At 68.1% G+C, this 13641-nt stretch carries 17 protein-coding genes and 1 other RNA gene; 6 read left to right on the forward strand and 12 right to left on the reverse strand.

What is annotated here, in order from left to right; genetic code table 11:
* Positions 1-29: 29 nt before the first annotated feature.
* On the reverse strand, positions 30-674 hold the full coding sequence (locus GV027_RS04645) for a histidine phosphotransferase family protein (protein WP_159511122.1): 645 nt from the start codon (positions 672-674) through the stop codon (positions 30-32).
* 104 nt (positions 675-778) lie between these two features.
* A complete protein-coding gene (locus GV027_RS04650) occupies positions 779-1171 on the reverse strand; it encodes a Mov34/MPN/PAD-1 family protein (protein ID WP_159512731.1) in 393 nt (130 codons plus the stop codon).
* A gap of 17 nt (positions 1172-1188) precedes the next feature.
* Here GV027_RS04650 and GV027_RS04655 point away from each other — a divergent pair, with 17 nt between their 5' ends.
* From GV027_RS04655 to mtgA, 4 genes are read left to right on the forward strand one after another with little or no spacing between them, the layout of a single operon-like run.
* Positions 1189-2136 carry an RluA family pseudouridine synthase gene (locus GV027_RS04655; RefSeq protein WP_159511123.1) on the forward strand — a complete coding sequence of 316 codons (948 nt, stop codon included), beginning with the start codon at positions 1189-1191 and terminating at the stop codon, positions 2134-2136.
* A gap of 52 nt (positions 2137-2188) precedes the next feature.
* Positions 2189-3091 carry an RNA polymerase sigma factor RpoH gene (gene rpoH / locus GV027_RS04660; protein ID WP_031396358.1) on the forward strand — a complete coding sequence of 301 codons (903 nt, stop codon included), beginning with the start codon at positions 2189-2191 and terminating at the stop codon, positions 3089-3091.
* 4 nt (positions 3092-3095) lie between these two features.
* Entirely contained in the window at positions 3096-4364 is a 1269-nt protein-coding gene (locus GV027_RS04665) for a flavin monoamine oxidase family protein (protein WP_159511124.1), read from the forward strand.
* Positions 4365-4373: 9 nt separating this feature from the next.
* Entirely contained in the window at positions 4374-5045 is a 672-nt protein-coding gene (mtgA, locus tag GV027_RS04670; RefSeq protein ID WP_107045134.1) for a monofunctional biosynthetic peptidoglycan transglycosylase, read from the forward strand.
* A gap of 27 nt (positions 5046-5072) precedes the next feature.
* Here mtgA and GV027_RS04675 read toward each other — a convergent pair whose 3' ends face one another.
* The 8 genes from GV027_RS04675 to GV027_RS04710 all read right to left on the reverse strand — a co-directional run bounded on the left by GV027_RS04675 (position 5073) and on the right by GV027_RS04710 (position 10883).
* Positions 5073-5396, reverse strand: coding sequence for a YbaB/EbfC family nucleoid-associated protein (locus tag GV027_RS04675; RefSeq protein ID WP_031395321.1), 324 nt, complete (start codon positions 5394-5396; stop codon positions 5073-5075).
* Entirely contained in the window at positions 5393-7096 is a 1704-nt protein-coding gene (locus GV027_RS04680; protein ID WP_159511125.1) for a DNA polymerase III subunit gamma/tau, read from the reverse strand. The genes GV027_RS04675 and GV027_RS04680 overlap by 4 nt, the downstream gene beginning before the upstream one ends.
* Before the next feature lie 380 nt (positions 7097-7476).
* Positions 7477-7570, reverse strand: an RNA gene (gene ffs, locus GV027_RS04685) — signal recognition particle sRNA small type.
* A 70-nt stretch (positions 7571-7640) separates the two neighbouring features.
* Positions 7641-7877, reverse strand: coding sequence for a hypothetical protein (locus tag GV027_RS04690; protein ID WP_031441523.1), 237 nt, complete (start codon positions 7875-7877; stop codon positions 7641-7643).
* An 83-nt stretch (positions 7878-7960) separates the two neighbouring features.
* Positions 7961-8311, reverse strand: a complete 351-nt coding sequence (locus GV027_RS04695) for a hypothetical protein (RefSeq protein WP_159511126.1) — start codon at positions 8309-8311, stop codon at positions 7961-7963.
* Positions 8312-8450: 139 nt separating this feature from the next.
* Positions 8451-8756, reverse strand: a complete 306-nt coding sequence (locus GV027_RS04700; RefSeq protein WP_159511127.1) for a 2Fe-2S iron-sulfur cluster-binding protein — start codon at positions 8754-8756, stop codon at positions 8451-8453.
* 13 nt (positions 8757-8769) lie between these two features.
* Positions 8770-9840, reverse strand: a complete 1071-nt coding sequence (locus GV027_RS04705; protein WP_159511128.1) for a cysteine desulfurase family protein — start codon at positions 9838-9840, stop codon at positions 8770-8772.
* Positions 9837-10883, reverse strand: coding sequence for a cysteine desulfurase family protein (locus tag GV027_RS04710; protein WP_159511129.1), 1047 nt, complete (start codon positions 10881-10883; stop codon positions 9837-9839). Before GV027_RS04710 ends, GV027_RS04705 begins: the two co-directional genes overlap by 4 nt.
* Before the next feature lie 63 nt (positions 10884-10946).
* Between GV027_RS04710 and GV027_RS04715 the strand changes: the two genes are divergently transcribed.
* Positions 10947-11603, forward strand: a complete 657-nt coding sequence (locus tag GV027_RS04715; protein ID WP_031395613.1) for an alpha/beta hydrolase — start codon at positions 10947-10949, stop codon at positions 11601-11603.
* A 102-nt stretch (positions 11604-11705) separates the two neighbouring features.
* Here GV027_RS04715 and GV027_RS04720 read toward each other — a convergent pair whose 3' ends face one another.
* A complete protein-coding gene (locus tag GV027_RS04720) occupies positions 11706-11885 on the reverse strand; it encodes a hypothetical protein (protein WP_159511130.1) in 180 nt (59 codons plus the stop codon).
* A gap of 110 nt (positions 11886-11995) precedes the next feature.
* Here GV027_RS04720 and GV027_RS04725 point away from each other — a divergent pair, with 110 nt between their 5' ends.
* Positions 11996-12595 (forward strand): hypothetical protein, encoded by a 600-nt coding sequence (locus GV027_RS04725; protein ID WP_236559046.1) that lies wholly within the window; start codon positions 11996-11998, stop codon positions 12593-12595.
* Positions 12596-12597: 2 nt separating this feature from the next.
* Here the strand turns inward: GV027_RS04725 and GV027_RS04730 are convergent, their stop codons facing one another.
* Positions 12598-13560, reverse strand: a complete 963-nt coding sequence (locus GV027_RS04730) for a threonine ammonia-lyase (RefSeq protein WP_037531084.1) — start codon at positions 13558-13560, stop codon at positions 12598-12600.
* Positions 13561-13641: the final 81 nt, after the last annotated feature.

A 13641-nucleotide genomic window follows, 5' to 3' on the forward strand; every position in this document is an offset into this window, starting at 1 on the left:
CCCCCGCCGCACCACCGTATACAGCCGTGTTATCGCGCGTTGAACACGGCACCGAAGATCATGACGCCGTCGGACGGTTCGAAGATCTGCATGCTGCCCCCGTTCTCGGCGACGAGCGTGTGCACCATAAAGGCGGCGGCCGCGCGCGGCGTTACCGCCGTGTCGCCAGGACCGTCGACCAGCGTCCGACGAATCTCGGGGTCCAGGACGAGCCGCGGCCCCTCGACCTTCACGACCACCTCGAGATGGCCGGCATTGTCCTCGCCGCCAATCTCCATCCGGCCGCCACGCACCAGCGATTCGCCGCCGATCAGCACCAGGTTGAGCAGGACCTTGATCGCCGCCTTGGGCATCGTTTCCTCGTCCACGAGCCAGGCGAGCTCGATCCGCTTGTTCTCGGCGATCAGCCCTTCAATCGCGGACTTGGCCTCGCGGGTTGCGACCTCCTCGCCAAATCCTCCCGCAGCGCCGAAGGCCAAGCGAAAGAATTTGAGCTTGCTCGCCGATGCGCGTGCGCTGTCCGCCAACAGCTCCATGCACCGCGCACGCATTGCCGGATCGGTTTCGTCTGCCAGCAGTTCGAGCCCGTTGTTGAGCGCGCCGACCGGCGACAGCAGGTCGTGACACAAACGCGAACACAACAGGCTGGCAAAATCGACCGGGCTGACAGTCATGAATATCCTCTCGAAAACATGTGCCGTTCTGACCTCGCCACGATTGGCTGGCAAGCGGCAAGGCGCATCGTTGGCGCTTCGCGCTTTATGCTCCGCGGATCACGTCAAATCAGCACAATGGCAACCTCGGCAAATGCGCCGGGGGCATGAGAGCGCCAAGCGCGGGCTTGCCTGCCGCCGATGATCAGCCAGATCGCTCCGTCGCCCATCGCCTGCGCGGCGTCGCGCGGCGACGGCACGGGGTTGCCCGTGGGATGCGAGTGGTAATGACCGATGACCGCTGGGCCGCCGTGGCGCGCGCGACGATGCGCGGCCAGCAGCGCTGCAGGATCGATTTCGAAGCTGTGGGCGGGATGGTCCGCGACGTTCTCGCAAGGCTCTGCCGTCGCGATGGCACCCGGCGTACCGAAGAGCAGTCCGCAAACCTCCTCCGCCGGCGATGCCGCCGCCCGTGCAAGCATCCGATCGAGGACGCCGCTTGAAATCTTAACGCTCATCGCCACATCGCTATCGCATGGACCGGGGGGTTGCCACGATTGAAGCGAGAATCGCCGCGGCGGCCGATGGATGGCGTCTGGACCGCGCGCTCGCGGATGCCGTCCCGACGATGTCGCGCGAACGTCTGAAAACGTTGATCGCCGCTGGCGCGGTATCGCAGGCAGGTCAGCCCTGGCGTGATTCGTCAAAAAAGGCGTCTGCCGGTCAGACCTTCGCGATCGCCGTGCCGCCACCGACGCCGCTGCATAACGAGGCGCAGGACATCCCGCTCGTCATCGCCTATGAGGACGAGCATCTGATCGTCGTCGACAAGCAGGCGGGTCTGGTCGTGCATCCCGCAGCGGGCAATTTCGACGGCACACTCGTCAATGCGCTCCTGCACCATTGCGCGGGCAATCTGTCGGGGATCGGCGGGGTCGCGCGTCCGGGCATCGTCCACCGTATCGACAAGGATACCTCCGGGTTGATGATCGCCGCGAAGAGCGACCGCGCGCATGAGGGACTGGCCAAGCAGTTCCACGATCACAGCATCGACCGCCGCTACTGCGCGATCGTCGGCGGGATCCCGCGCCCTTCCTCGGGGACCGTCGATGCCCCGCTGGCGCGCAGTCCGCAAAACCGGAAGAAGATCGCCATCGTCCAAGGCGGCAAACGCGCCGTCACGCATTTCACGACGCTGCAACCGCTTCGCGATGCCGCGCTGGTCGAGTGCCGGCTCGAAACGGGTCGCACGCATCAGGTGCGCGTCCACATGGCCTCGATCGGGCACGCCTTGCTCGGCGACCCGGTCTACGGTAGAAACCGGCCCGGTCAGAAGACGCTGCTCGAAACGCTTGGTTTCCGCCGTCAGGCCTTGCACGCCGCGTATCTCGGGTTCATCCATCCTATAAATAGTAACGCTTTGGCGTTCGAAAGCAGGATGCCTGCGGACATGCAGGAACTGTTCAGCGAGCTTCACGTATAGATATCGGACCCTGCCGCAGTGCGGTATGGTTTCGCAGAAAGGGAAGACTACCATGGCAGCCCGCTCCAACGTTCCAGCGACGATACCTGCGCTCGGCAGCGAGGCGGGTCTCAATCGCTATCTCGCCGAGATCAAGAAATTCCCCATCCTGCAACCTGAGCAGGAATATATGCTCGCCAAGCGGTTCCAGGAGCATGGCGACACCGATGCTGCGGCGCAGCTGGTGACGTCGCATCTTCGTCTCGTGGCCAAGATCGCCATGGGCTATCGTGGCTACGGCCTGCCCACCTCCGAGCTGATTTCGGAAGGCAATATCGGCCTGATGCAGGGCGTGAAGAAATTCGAGCCTGAGCGCGGCTTCCGCCTCGCTACCTATGCGATGTGGTGGATCCGCGCATCGATCCAGGAATATATCCTGCGCAGCTGGTCGCTTGTGAAGATGGGCACCACCGCAGCGCAGAAAAAGCTGTTCTTCAATCTGCGCCGGATGAAGAGCCGCCTCGATGCATTCGAGGACGGTGATCTGCGCCCCGAGCACGTGACCAAGATCGCCACCGATCTCGGTGTCGCCGAGACCGACGTCGTCAGCATGAACCGCCGCATGGCGATGGGCGGTGACACCTCGCTCAACGTGCCGATGCGTGAGGACGGCGAAGGCCAGTGGCAGGATTGGCTGCAGGACGACGCACCGCTCCAGGACAAGATCGTCGCCGACGCACAGGAGGCCGACGTCCGCCACTCGATGCTGGTATCCGCGATGGACGACCTCAACGATCGTGAACAGCATATCCTGACCGAACGCCGCCTGACGGACGATCCCAAGACGCTCGAGGAATTGTCGCAGGTCTATGGCGTCTCGCGCGAGCGAGTTCGCCAGATCGAAGTTCGCGCGTTCGAGAAGCTGCAAAAGGCAATGATGCGCATCGCCGGCGAAAAGCGCCTGCTCGCCGCCTGACGTCATGCGCACCGTCGTCATCGGCGGCGGTGCGGCCGGTATTGCGGCGGCGCGGACGCTCCATGACGCCGCGCATGATGTGTTGCTGGTCGAGGCGAGCGACCGCCTTGGTGGTCGGGCGCATAGTCTTTCGATAGACGCGTTATTGAGCCGCGAGGGCAGTGTGGCAGAGGCGAATCCTGTCCCTGCGGGATCTAATGTCGATGCCGGTTGCGGGTGGCTCCACTCCGCGCAGCGCAACCCATGGACCGCGATCGCGGAGCTTTCGGGTTTCAACGTCGACCGGTCGGACGCGAACTGGCGCACGCAATGGCGTAACCTCTGTTTTTCACCCGAAGAGCAGGCGTCTTCGTCCACCGCCTATCAGGAGTGGAACGCCCGCGCATTGGCGGCAGTCGACGGTCCCGACCGCGCCCTGTCCGAGTTTGTCGGTGTGAACGATCCGTGGCGGTCGAGGATCGACGCGATCTCCGGCTATGCGAATGGCGCGAACCTGTCGCAGGTGTCGCTCCATGACTGGGCCGCGTATGAAAATGCGGCGTCGGACCATAATTGGACCGTGAAGCAAGGCTATGGCACGCTGGTCACCAGCCATGCCGCCGGTCTTCCGATCAGCCTCTCCACGCTGGTCACCCGTATCGACCATGGCGGTCGGCAGATCAGGCTCGACACGACGTCGGGGACGATCGACGCGGATCATGTCATCGTCTGCGTGCCCACCACCGTGCTTGCCCGATCGCAGATCAGGTTCGACCCGCCCTTGCCCAACAAGCATGCCGCCGCCGCCGACCTCCCACTCGGTCTGGCGGACAAGGTGTTCCTGCATGTCGATCGCCCGGAATGGCCGGCGAATGCGCATCTCGTCGGCAACCCCTATGCCGCCTGCACCGCCAGCCACCGCCTGTCGCCGTTCGGCTGGCCGATCATCGAGAGTTTCTTCGGCGGCGACTGCGCGGAGATGCTGGAGGATGGCGACGCCGCGGCGTTCGCGATCGACGAACTCGTTGCCCTGCTCGGCAGCGACTGGCGCAGCCGCTTCACGCCGCTTGCCGCGACGCGCTGGCGCCGAGAGCCGTGGATCGGCGGTAGCTATAGCCATGCGCGGATCGGATGCGCGGGCCAGCGTGCGGTGCTCGCCGAGCCGGTCGACGGCCGGATCTTCTTCGCTGGCGAGGCCTGCCACCGCGAGGATTTCTCTACGGCGCACGGCGCATATGAAACCGGTGTCGCGGCGGCGCGGGCGATCATTGGCGGGGGCGTGGTGATCGCATAAGGAGCGGCGATGGGCCTTATCCGCATCCTCGCCAAATTCGCGTTCGTCTTCGTCGTCGTGACGGTCGCCTGGGTCGGCCTGTACCGGTTCGTCCCGCCGCCCTTCACCTTCACGATGATGGGCGACCTTCTGTCCGGGCATACGGTGACGAAGGACTGGATGCCGTTGTCGGAGATGGATCCCGACATGGCGCGCGCCGCGATTGCGGGCGAGGATTCGGGGTTCTGTTCGCACAGCGGCTTCGACTTCAAGGCGATCGCCGGGGCTGCGGCCCGCAATGCGCAGGGCGGGCGGATCCGTGGCGGGTCGACGATCAGCCAGCAGACCGCGAAGAACGCGTTCCTGTTCCAGGGCGGCGGCTATGTCCGCAAGGCGTTCGAGGCGTATTTCACCGTCCTGATCGAGACGCTGTGGCCGAAGCGGCGGATCATGGAGGTGTATCTCAACATCGCCGAGACCGGGATCGGCACCTATGGCGCCAATGCCGGGGCGATCCGGTATTTCAACCATGATGCGTCGCGGCTGTCGGCGACCGAGGCGGGGCGGATCGCGGCGGTGCTGCCGCTGCCGAAGAAGCGCGCGGCGATCGCGCCGCGCGGTTTCGTCCGCCGCCACGGCAACACGCTGTCGCGCCGCGTCTCGACGGTCCGCACCCAAGGGCTCGACGGCTGCCTACGCTAGGGGCCGGCAGCCGCCGCACCCGGCAGATCAGAACGGCAGCTTGAAGCCCGGCGGGAGCTGCAGGCCGCTGGTCATCTTGGACATTTCGGTACCCGAGACCGCATCGGCCTTGGCGCGGGCATCGTTGAAGGCGGCGGTCAGCAGATCCTCGAGCATCTGCTTCTCGCCGACCTGCATCAGCGAATCGTCGATCGCGATGCCGATGATCCGGCCCTTGGCGGACGCCTTGACCTTGACCAGCCCGCCGCCCGACGCGCCCTCGACCTCGATCGTGTCGAGATTGGCCTGCGCCTTTTCGAGCTCGGTCTGGACGTTCTGCGCCATGGCGAGGATTTCGTCGATATTCTTCATGCGTTGCTCCTTTGACCCGGCCACGATTCAAGCTTGGCGTCGGGAAACGCTGCCACCGCGGCCTTCATGATGGGGGATTCGAGTATGGCCTGCTTCACCGCCTCATCGGCGGCGTCCTGCGCCTCGCGCAGCGTCGGTTCGCCCGGTGCGTCGACGATCGACACCTTCCAGGCAGTCCGCGTGACCGACTTCAGCAGCGTGCCCAGTTCGGCCAGCGTGTCGGCCGAGACCGGCCGGCTGCCGCTGAGCGCGAATTCGGGCGGCGCATAGGAGACGATCCGTGCGCCGTGGCGGAGCCGCGCGGCGATCGCCAGCCCGCCCGAATCGTCGAGCAGATCGACCAGAGCCGCGAAGGTCGGCGGCAGGATCGGACCGGTGTCGACGGGTGCCGGCGGAGCGGACGCCCCCGCACCGGCCCAGGGCGGTGCCTCGCCGGAGGATGCGGGAGCGGGCGCCGGCGCCTGTGTCGACGCCGTGGCCGCAGCTGCGGGTGGCGGAGCGCCGGCGAGCTGCCGCGCGAGTTCGCCGGGATCGGGCAGCGTCGATGCGTATATCGTCCGCAGCAGCGCCATCTCCGCCGCCTCGATCGGCAGGACTGCCTTGGCGACCTCGTCATGGCCCTTGAGGAACAGCTGCCAGAGGCGATGCAGCGCGGGGTAGGACAGGTTGGCCGCCCACTCCTCGCGCGCGGCGCGCTCCTCCGCGGGCTGCGCGGCGTCGGCCGGCGTCCCGACCTTGGTCAGCGTGATGCCGTGGACGGTTTCGAGCAGCGACCGCAGCACCGACAGCGGATCGACGCCATAGTCATATTGCCGCCGCAGCGAGGCGAGCGCCCCTGCCCCGTCGCCCGCCAGGATCAGGGCGAGCAGGTCGCGCACCGCGCCGCGATCGGACAGGCCGAGCATCTGCCGCACCGCGTCCGCGGTGACGCCGCCGCCTTCGAGTCCGGCATGCGCGATCGCCTGGTCGAGGATCGACAGGCCGTCGCGCGCCGACCCTTCGGCGGCGCGCGCGATCAGCATCAGCGCCTCGGGCTCGGCGACGACGCCTTCCTCGGTCGACACCCAGGCGAAGTGCCTGGCAAGCTGTTCCGCCGAGATGCGGCGCAGGTCGAAGCGCTGGCAGCGCGACAGGACCGTCACCGGCACCTTGTTCACTTCGGTCGTCGCGAACAGGAACTTCACATGCGCGGGCGGTTCCTCCAGCGTCTTCAGAAGCGCGTTGAACGCGTTCTTCGACAGCATGTGGACTTCGTCGATGATGTAGATCTTGAAGCGCGCGGTGACCGCCGAATAGCGCGACGCGTCGATGATCTCGCGGACGTCGTCGACACCGGTATGGCTCGCGGCGTCCATCTCGATCACGTCGATATGGCGGCCCTCGGCGATCGCGCGGCAGGGTTCGCAGACGCCGCACGGGTCGATCGTCGGACCGCCCTGCCCGTCCGGACCGATACAGTTGAGCGCCTTGGCGATCAGGCGCGCGGTCGACGTCTTGCCGACCCCGCGCACTCCGGTCATCAAAAAGGCATGCGCCAGCCGGTCGCGCTTGATCGCGTTGCCGAGCGTCTGGACCATCGCGTCCTGCCCGATGAGCTCGGAAAAGGTCTGCGGACGATATTTGCGCGCGAGCACGCGGTACGCGACATCCGCCTTAGCAGCCGGCTGCGGCGGTTCGCCCAAGTCGAAGGAATCTGACATTGCGGTCGTCATAGCGGCTGTCGGGTCCGGTGTCGAAGGGCATGGCCGGGACCGCGAATGTTGCGAATGTTGAGACGATAGCGCGATTCAACATTGGGTGTCGGGTCGACATCGGGCGTCGTCGCGGTGCAGCCCGAGATCGGAGTGCGGCCGTTCGGGACGGCGTATCGGGGGCCGGAACTGGGAGCGATCTGGGCCATGGTGCGGCGTACCACAATCGCGGACGATTTTACAGCGAAATGGAACGTTTCGGGAACGTCTTTGTGAAAGCTGTTTCGGATCAGGGGTTTGGTAGCGAGGTGGGGGCGCCACGGCGACGCCGTGTCGTCAGACGGCGCTTTCCGCCGCTGGCCGCGCTCACATTTGCTTGCAAATGTTCGCGGTGGGAGCCGGGACGACCCGGGGCGAAATCGTTGTGGCTGCTTCCTTCCGGATCTGACCAAGTTGGCGACGACCCCGTCCGCCCGACTCCCGCTGCGCATATGGCGGGGTCGGACGGGATGATCAAGCCGCTTTACGGCCTGACCCGGGGGAAGGCCCGTTCTCAGCGGTTGACGCGGACCGTGCGGCAGACGCGCTGGCGATGATGGTTGCGGACCACGTTGCGGCAGACCTGACGCGTGCGCGTACGATGACGGACGCCAGGGCGGTTGTCGTTGTGACGGACGACGGTCCGCTCATGGACGACGGTGCGCTGTGCGGATGCCTCGGCGGCAAAGCCGACGGGCGCGAGGCCGGTGAGCGCAACGAGACCGGCGGCGGCGAGGGTAAACAACTTCATGGAAAGTCTCCTGAGCGGTCTGGATTCGCGTGAATCCCATAACCTATGTTAGCAAACTCGCCCCGCCTCATTACGGTTCCGTATCAACGACGGAAACAGCGGCGAACCGGGCCGTAATAGCCGCGCTGGATGCGGCACACGACGCGCGAGCGGCCATAGCCACGCGGCCCGCCATAGCCGTAATGCGCGCGGTAGCCGCCGTGGTGCCCGCGATAGCCGCCGCGATATCCGTCCCGGTACCCGCCCCGATATCCGCCACGGTAACCGCGATTCCGATAGCCGTCATAGCGGTGGCGCGGGCCATGCCAGCTGCGGTCATGATGCCCGCCGCCGCGCGGCCCGTCCCAGCCGTAACGCTGTGCGTCCGCGGGGGCCGCTGCGACCAGGGTACCGGCGGCCAGGGCGCCGGCGGCGAAGAAAGCGATGATCCTCATGAGAGCTACTCCACTCGAGCCCCGGGCAGCGGGGCTGTATCTATGCCCCGTATACTGGGGCGGTGGAGGCTTGATCGCCGAACCGCCGTGGCTCGACGCTGAACCGGCCGTTGTCATTCTGTAAGGTTCGCCCGGTCGGTCATCCGGGGATGCGCACCGTCAGTCCGTCGAGCGCCTCGGTGAGGCGGATCTGGCAGGCGAGCCGGCTGGTCCGGGTCGCGCCGGGGGCGAGATCGAGCATGTCCTCCTCGTCCGCGCTTGCCGGCGGCAACCGTGCGACATCGGCGGCGTCGACGATGACATGGCAGGTCGCGCAGGCAAGCTGGCCCTCGCACGTCCCCTCGAGCGGCTGGCCGTCCGCCTGGGCGGCGTCGAGCAGCCGGTCGCCGGGAGTGGCGGCGACGCTGCGGATGCTGCCGTCGCGGGCGATGAAGTGGACGATCATGGAAAGCGGACGATCATGGCCATTGCCCTTCCGCGGCGGCCGCGATCGCGTCAGTCGCGGCGGCGAGCTCTGTTTCGCTGGTGTAGCGGCCGAAGCCGAGGCGGATGCTCGACCGGGCCTGGGTCTCGGTCAGGCCGATCGCGCGCAGGACGTGGCTCGACCGCCCCGACCCGCTCGCACAGGCGGAGCCCGCGGAAAAGGCGATGTCGCGCAGGTCGGACATCAGCCGGTTCACGTCGAGCCCCTCGCGGCGGATGTTGAGATTGCCGTGATAGCGCGGGTCGGTGGCGCCGTTGATCGTCCAGCCGGGGCCGAGCCGGTCGCGCGCGAGCGACCAGAGGCGGTCGACATGCGCGGCGTCCTGATCCCTGCGGTCGGCCATCAGCTGCGCAGCGATACCGAAGCCGGCGCACAGGGCGGGCGACAGCGTGCCCGAACGGCCGGGCGCTTCCTGCCCGCCGCCGTGGAGCAGCGGGGCGAGCGTGACGCCGTCGCGGATCCACAGCGCGCCGATGCCCTTGGGGCCGTGGATCTTGTGCGCGGAGATGGCGATCAGGTCGACGGTGTCGGGGATCGCTACGCGGCCATAGCCTTGCACCACGTCGCAGAGCAGCAGCGCGCCGGCGGCGTGCGCGGCATCGGCGAGCGCGGCGATCGGCTGGATCACGCCGATCTCGTTGTTGACGAGCATCGCCGCGACCAGACCCGTGCGGGCGACGGCATCGGGATCTACGATCCCGTCCGCGCCGACCGGCAGGATCGTCACGTCGCGCCCCTGCGCTGCTTCCGCCGCCGCGGTGTCGAGGACGGCGGCGTGTTCGGTGGCGAGCGTCGTGATGGGCCCCGCTGTCCCCTTGATCGCCCAGTTGAGCGCCTCGGTCGCGCCGCTGGTGAAGGCGACGCGGCCGCCGGAGGGGAGCAGCGCCGCGACCTGGTCGCGCGCATATTCGACCGCGGCCTTCGCGCGGCGGCCTTCGCGGTGGGGCGAATGCGGGTTGGCGTGCTGCGATTCGAGCCAGGGGAGCATCGCGGCGAGCGCCTCGGGCGCGAGCGGGGTGGTCGCCTGATAGTCGAGATAGCTCATGCGGCCGCCCTGATGTCGCGGGCGATGCGCGTCCAGGCCTCGGCGAAGCGCGCGACGTCGTCGGCGGTGGTGGTCCAGCCGAAGCTGACGCGAACGACCTGCGCGGCGGCGTCGGCGGGATAGCCCATCGCGGCGAGGACATGGCTCGGCCGCATGCTGCCCGACGAACAGGCGCTGCCCGCCGAGACCGCGAAGCCGGCCATGTCGAGGCGGATCAGCTGCGCCGCCGCGCCGACGCCGGGCATGCGGTAGGAGGCGATGGTCGGGATGCGGGGGCTGGCCTGCGCGACGATCTCGCCGCCGTTTGCGAGGATCGCGGCGTCGAGCTCGGCGCGCAACTCGGCGAGCGGCGCGAACCAGTCGCGCGGGGCTTCGAGTGCGGCGGCAAAGCCGAGCGCGCCGGGGAGATTCTCGGTCCCGCCGCGATAGCCGCGCTCCTGCCCGCCGGTCGGATCGAGCAGGCCGAGGTCGTGGACGAGCAGCGCGCCGATCCCGGGCGGGCCGCCGAGCTTGTGCGCGGAGACGATGATCATGTCGGCGTCGGGGAGCGGGAGCTTGCCGGCGGTCTGCGCGCAGTCGGCGATGCGCGGGCTGGCGGTTGCGGGCTGGAGGACGCCGGTTTCGCTGTTGGCGGACTGGAGGGCGGTCCAGTCCCGCCCCTCGGTCCTGACGAGACCGCCCGCATCGACATCGAGCATGACCGGGCGGTCCGCCGCGCGCAGGACCGCGTCATGCTCGACCGCGGCGACGCCGATGCCCGGCCGGCCGCGCAGTGCGAGGCTTGCGGATTCGCTCGCGCCGCTGGTCAGGATGACGTGGTGCGGCCAGTCGAGCGCCTGCGCGATCCGCCGCCGCGCATCCTCCAGCGCCGCCCGTGCCGCGCGCCCCTCGGCATGCGGCGAGGACGGGTTCGCCCAGCGCGTCATGCCCTCGATCACCGCCGCGACGGCCTCCGGACGCATCGGCGTGGTGGCGGCGTGATCGAGGTAGATGCGGGGTTCGTTACGGGACAGGGTCGGTTCCAATTGCGAAAAGGGGTGCATTACCTATATAGCGCGCATCGTCCGGCACTCCACCCGAGTGCGTATCCCAGCTCGCGAGTGCCCATGCCAGAAGTCATTTTTCCCGGTCCCGAAGGCCGTCTCGAAGGTCGTTTTGCGCCGGGTCCGCGCCCGCGCGCGCCCGTTGCGATGATCCTCCACCCGCACCCGTCTGCGGGCGGCACGATGAACAACGCGATCGTGCAGCAGCTCTACAAGACCTTCCAGCGGCGCGGCTTTGCGACGCTGCGGTTCAACTTCCGCGGGGTCGGCAAGAGCCAGGGCGTGTTCGACAACGGCGTCGGCGAGCTCAGCGATGCGGCGAGCGCGCTCGACTGGGTGCAGAGCTTCCATCCCGAGGCGCAGACGACGTGGATCGCAGGCGTCAGCTTCGGTGCGTGGATCGGCATGCAGCTGCTGATGCGCCGGCCCGAAATCCGCGGCTTCATCTCGATCGCGCCGCCGGCGAACCTGTACGACTTCACGTTCCTGGCCCCCTGCCCGTCGAGCGGGATCATCATCCAGGGCGAGGGCGACGAGGTCGCGACGCCGGGTGCGACGCAGAAGCTGGTCGACAAGCTGCGCACGCAGAAGCACATCACGATCCATCACGACACGATCCCGAAGGCGAACCACTTCTTCGAGCATGAGATGCCCGAGCTGATGGGGTCGGTCGACAAGTATCTCGACATGCGGCTGGATCCGAATTCGCCGATCCGGTGACGGATGAGGGGGTGCCTGGGGCGAGCGTTGCTCTCCCCGGCGTGCCCTCACCCTCCCACCGCTGCGCGGCGGGCCCCTCCCTCTCCACCGGGGGGAGAGGGGTTAGAGGGTCCAGATTGCTACATTGGCCAGCAGGACTGCGGCCATCACCAGCATGAGTATGCCTTTGCGGCGGTCGTGGTTCTTCACGATCAGCGTGATGCCGCCGATCAGGCAGGCGAACATGCCGAGCATGGCGATGGCGGGCGCGGCGGCGGCGATGGTGACGAGGGCGGCGTTCATGCGCCAGCGTTACGCCGAGCCGCGCCGATAGGGAAACCGGACGTGCCGCATTGACTTGATCGTCCGCGAAAATAGCATGGCCCCCGTCCCTTCCGGACCTGGGAGCCGCCATGCCGATCCTGATCGCCCTGCTCGTCGCGCAGGCCGCACCCACGCCCCCTGCCCCCGCAAATTGCCGCTATGATAAGGCGGCGATGCTCGCGCTCGTCGAACGCGCGTTCGACCAGACACCGACCAGCGGCTGGCGACCGCTCGCCGCGGCGGGATGCGATCTGGTCGCGGCGGATGCGATCGCGGCGTGGCGCGCGAGCCATGCGGGCGATCCGCGCACGGCGGGCCTGCTCAACTGGCACGAGGGACAGTTGCGCGCCAATGCCGGCCAGACCGCGCCCGCGATCGCGCTGTTCGAGGCCGCGCGCAAACCGCCGGCTGAGGATATGGGGTTCGGCTGGAACCTGTATGTCGACGGCAGCATCGCCTTTCTGCGCCGCGATCTGGCGGGCCTCGATACCGCCCGCGCCAAGCTCGCCGCACTCCCCCGGCCGGCGGGCTATGCCCCGGTCGGCGTCGACGGCAAGCCGCGCGCCTATGCCTGGCCGATGAACCTCAATATCCTCGACGGCTTCGTCGCCTGCTGGAACCGCGGCTACAAACAGGCCTATGCCTGCGCGAAGCCCGCGGTCCGCACGCTGCCGCCCGCGGCCGACTGAGATCAGCCCGCCAGCACCGCTGCATAGGCGGCGCGGTCGACATTGCCGCCTGACAGGATGACGAGCAGCCCGGGTTCGGGATGCACCTTGCCCGCCAGCAGCGCCGCGAGCGCGACCGCGCCGCCCGGCTCGATCACCAGCCGCAGCCGCTCCGCCGCCCAGCGCTGCGCCGCCGCGGTCTCTGCCTCGCTGACCGCGACGCCGGTCGCATCGCGGCGCGACAGCACGTCGAAGGTCAGCGGCGACACGCGCTGCGTCTGGAGCGAATCGCACGCGGTCGGCGGCGGGTTCGGCCCGACCGGCTCGATCCACGACGCTTCGAGAGAGCGTCGCATGTCGTCCCACCCCTCGGGCTCGACCACCGTGATCGCCGCGTCCTTGACCGCCAGCGCGACCCCCGCCGCAAGCCCGCCGCCACCACACGGGACGACGATGCGGGAGGGCGACCCCAGACCCAGCGCCGCCATCTGGGCATGCGCCTCGATCCCCGCGCTGCCCTGCCCCTCGATGATCCACGGATCGTCGAAGCTCGGCACCAAAGTCGCACCGCGTGCCTTGGCGAGCCGTGCGGCGATCGCCTCGCGGCTCTCGGTCGCGCGGTCATAGGCGACGACCTCCGCGCCGAGCGCCAGCGTCGCGTCGCGCTTCGTGCGCGGGGCGTCCGACGGCATGACGATCGTCGCGGCGATGCCGAGTCGCCGCGCCGCCCACGCCACGCCCTGCGCATGATTGCCCGACGAGAAGGCGACGACGCCGCGCGCCCGCGTGGCCTCGGGAATCGCGGTCAGCCGGTGCCAGGCGCCGCGAATCTTGAACGCGCCGACCGGCTGCAGCGATTCCGCCTTGAACGCGACCGCTATCCCCCGGATTTCGGCCACGAACAGCGGCGTCGGCGGCAGGATGCGCGCGATCTTCTCTGCCGCGTCACGGACCCCGGCCCGTGTCGGCTGTCGCAAAATCGTCACACGTCGTCTCCTGTGGTGCAGATGCTATTTACATGGGGGGCGTGCGCCCCTAAATCGCGCTTCCGCTGCCCCATGGGACTT

The organism is Sphingomonas sp. T1 (assembly GCF_902506585.1).
In the GTDB taxonomy this organism is placed as follows: Bacteria; Pseudomonadota; Alphaproteobacteria; order Sphingomonadales; family Sphingomonadaceae; genus Sphingomonas; species Sphingomonas aerolata.

What these genes read in the sequence shown, in the direction of transcription:
- GV027_RS04645 (WP_159511122.1), bottom strand. Translation starts at nt 674, where the DNA reads ATGACTGTCAGCCCGGTCGATTTTGCCAGCCTGTTGTGTTCGCGTTTG.
- rpoH (WP_031396358.1), top strand. Translation starts at nt 2,189, where the DNA reads ATGGCAGCCCGCTCCAACGTTCCAGCGACGATACCTGCGCTCGGCAGC.
- GV027_RS04705 (WP_159511128.1), bottom strand. Translation starts at nt 9,840, where the DNA reads ATGAGCTATCTCGACTATCAGGCGACCACCCCGCTCGCGCCCGAGGCG.
- GV027_RS04710 (WP_159511129.1), bottom strand. Translation starts at nt 10,883, where the DNA reads ATGCACCCCTTTTCGCAATTGGAACCGACCCTGTCCCGTAACGAACCC.
- GV027_RS04715 (WP_031395613.1), top strand. Translation starts at nt 10,947, where the DNA reads ATGCCAGAAGTCATTTTTCCCGGTCCCGAAGGCCGTCTCGAAGGTCGT.
- GV027_RS04695 (WP_159511126.1), bottom strand. Translation starts at nt 8,311, where the DNA reads ATGAGGATCATCGCTTTCTTCGCCGCCGGCGCCCTGGCCGCCGGTACC.
- GV027_RS04675 (WP_031395321.1), bottom strand. Translation starts at nt 5,396, where the DNA reads ATGAAGAATATCGACGAAATCCTCGCCATGGCGCAGAACGTCCAGACC.
- GV027_RS04680 (WP_159511125.1), bottom strand. Translation starts at nt 7,096, where the DNA reads ATGTCAGATTCCTTCGACTTGGGCGAACCGCCGCAGCCGGCTGCTAAG.
- GV027_RS04650 (WP_159512731.1), bottom strand. Translation starts at nt 1,171, where the DNA reads ATGAGCGTTAAGATTTCAAGCGGCGTCCTCGATCGGATGCTTGCACGG.
- GV027_RS04655 (WP_159511123.1), top strand. Translation starts at nt 1,189, where the DNA reads ATGGACCGGGGGGTTGCCACGATTGAAGCGAGAATCGCCGCGGCGGCC.
- mtgA (WP_107045134.1), top strand. Translation starts at nt 4,374, where the DNA reads ATGGGCCTTATCCGCATCCTCGCCAAATTCGCGTTCGTCTTCGTCGTC.
- GV027_RS04665 (WP_159511124.1), top strand. Translation starts at nt 3,096, where the DNA reads ATGCGCACCGTCGTCATCGGCGGCGGTGCGGCCGGTATTGCGGCGGCG.
- GV027_RS04700 (WP_159511127.1), bottom strand. Translation starts at nt 8,756, where the DNA reads ATGATCGTCCACTTCATCGCCCGCGACGGCAGCATCCGCAGCGTCGCC.
- GV027_RS04725 (WP_236559046.1), top strand. Translation starts at nt 11,996, where the DNA reads ATGCCGATCCTGATCGCCCTGCTCGTCGCGCAGGCCGCACCCACGCCC.
- GV027_RS04720 (WP_159511130.1), bottom strand. Translation starts at nt 11,885, where the DNA reads ATGAACGCCGCCCTCGTCACCATCGCCGCCGCCGCGCCCGCCATCGCC.
- GV027_RS04690 (WP_031441523.1), bottom strand. Translation starts at nt 7,877, where the DNA reads ATGAAGTTGTTTACCCTCGCCGCCGCCGGTCTCGTTGCGCTCACCGGC.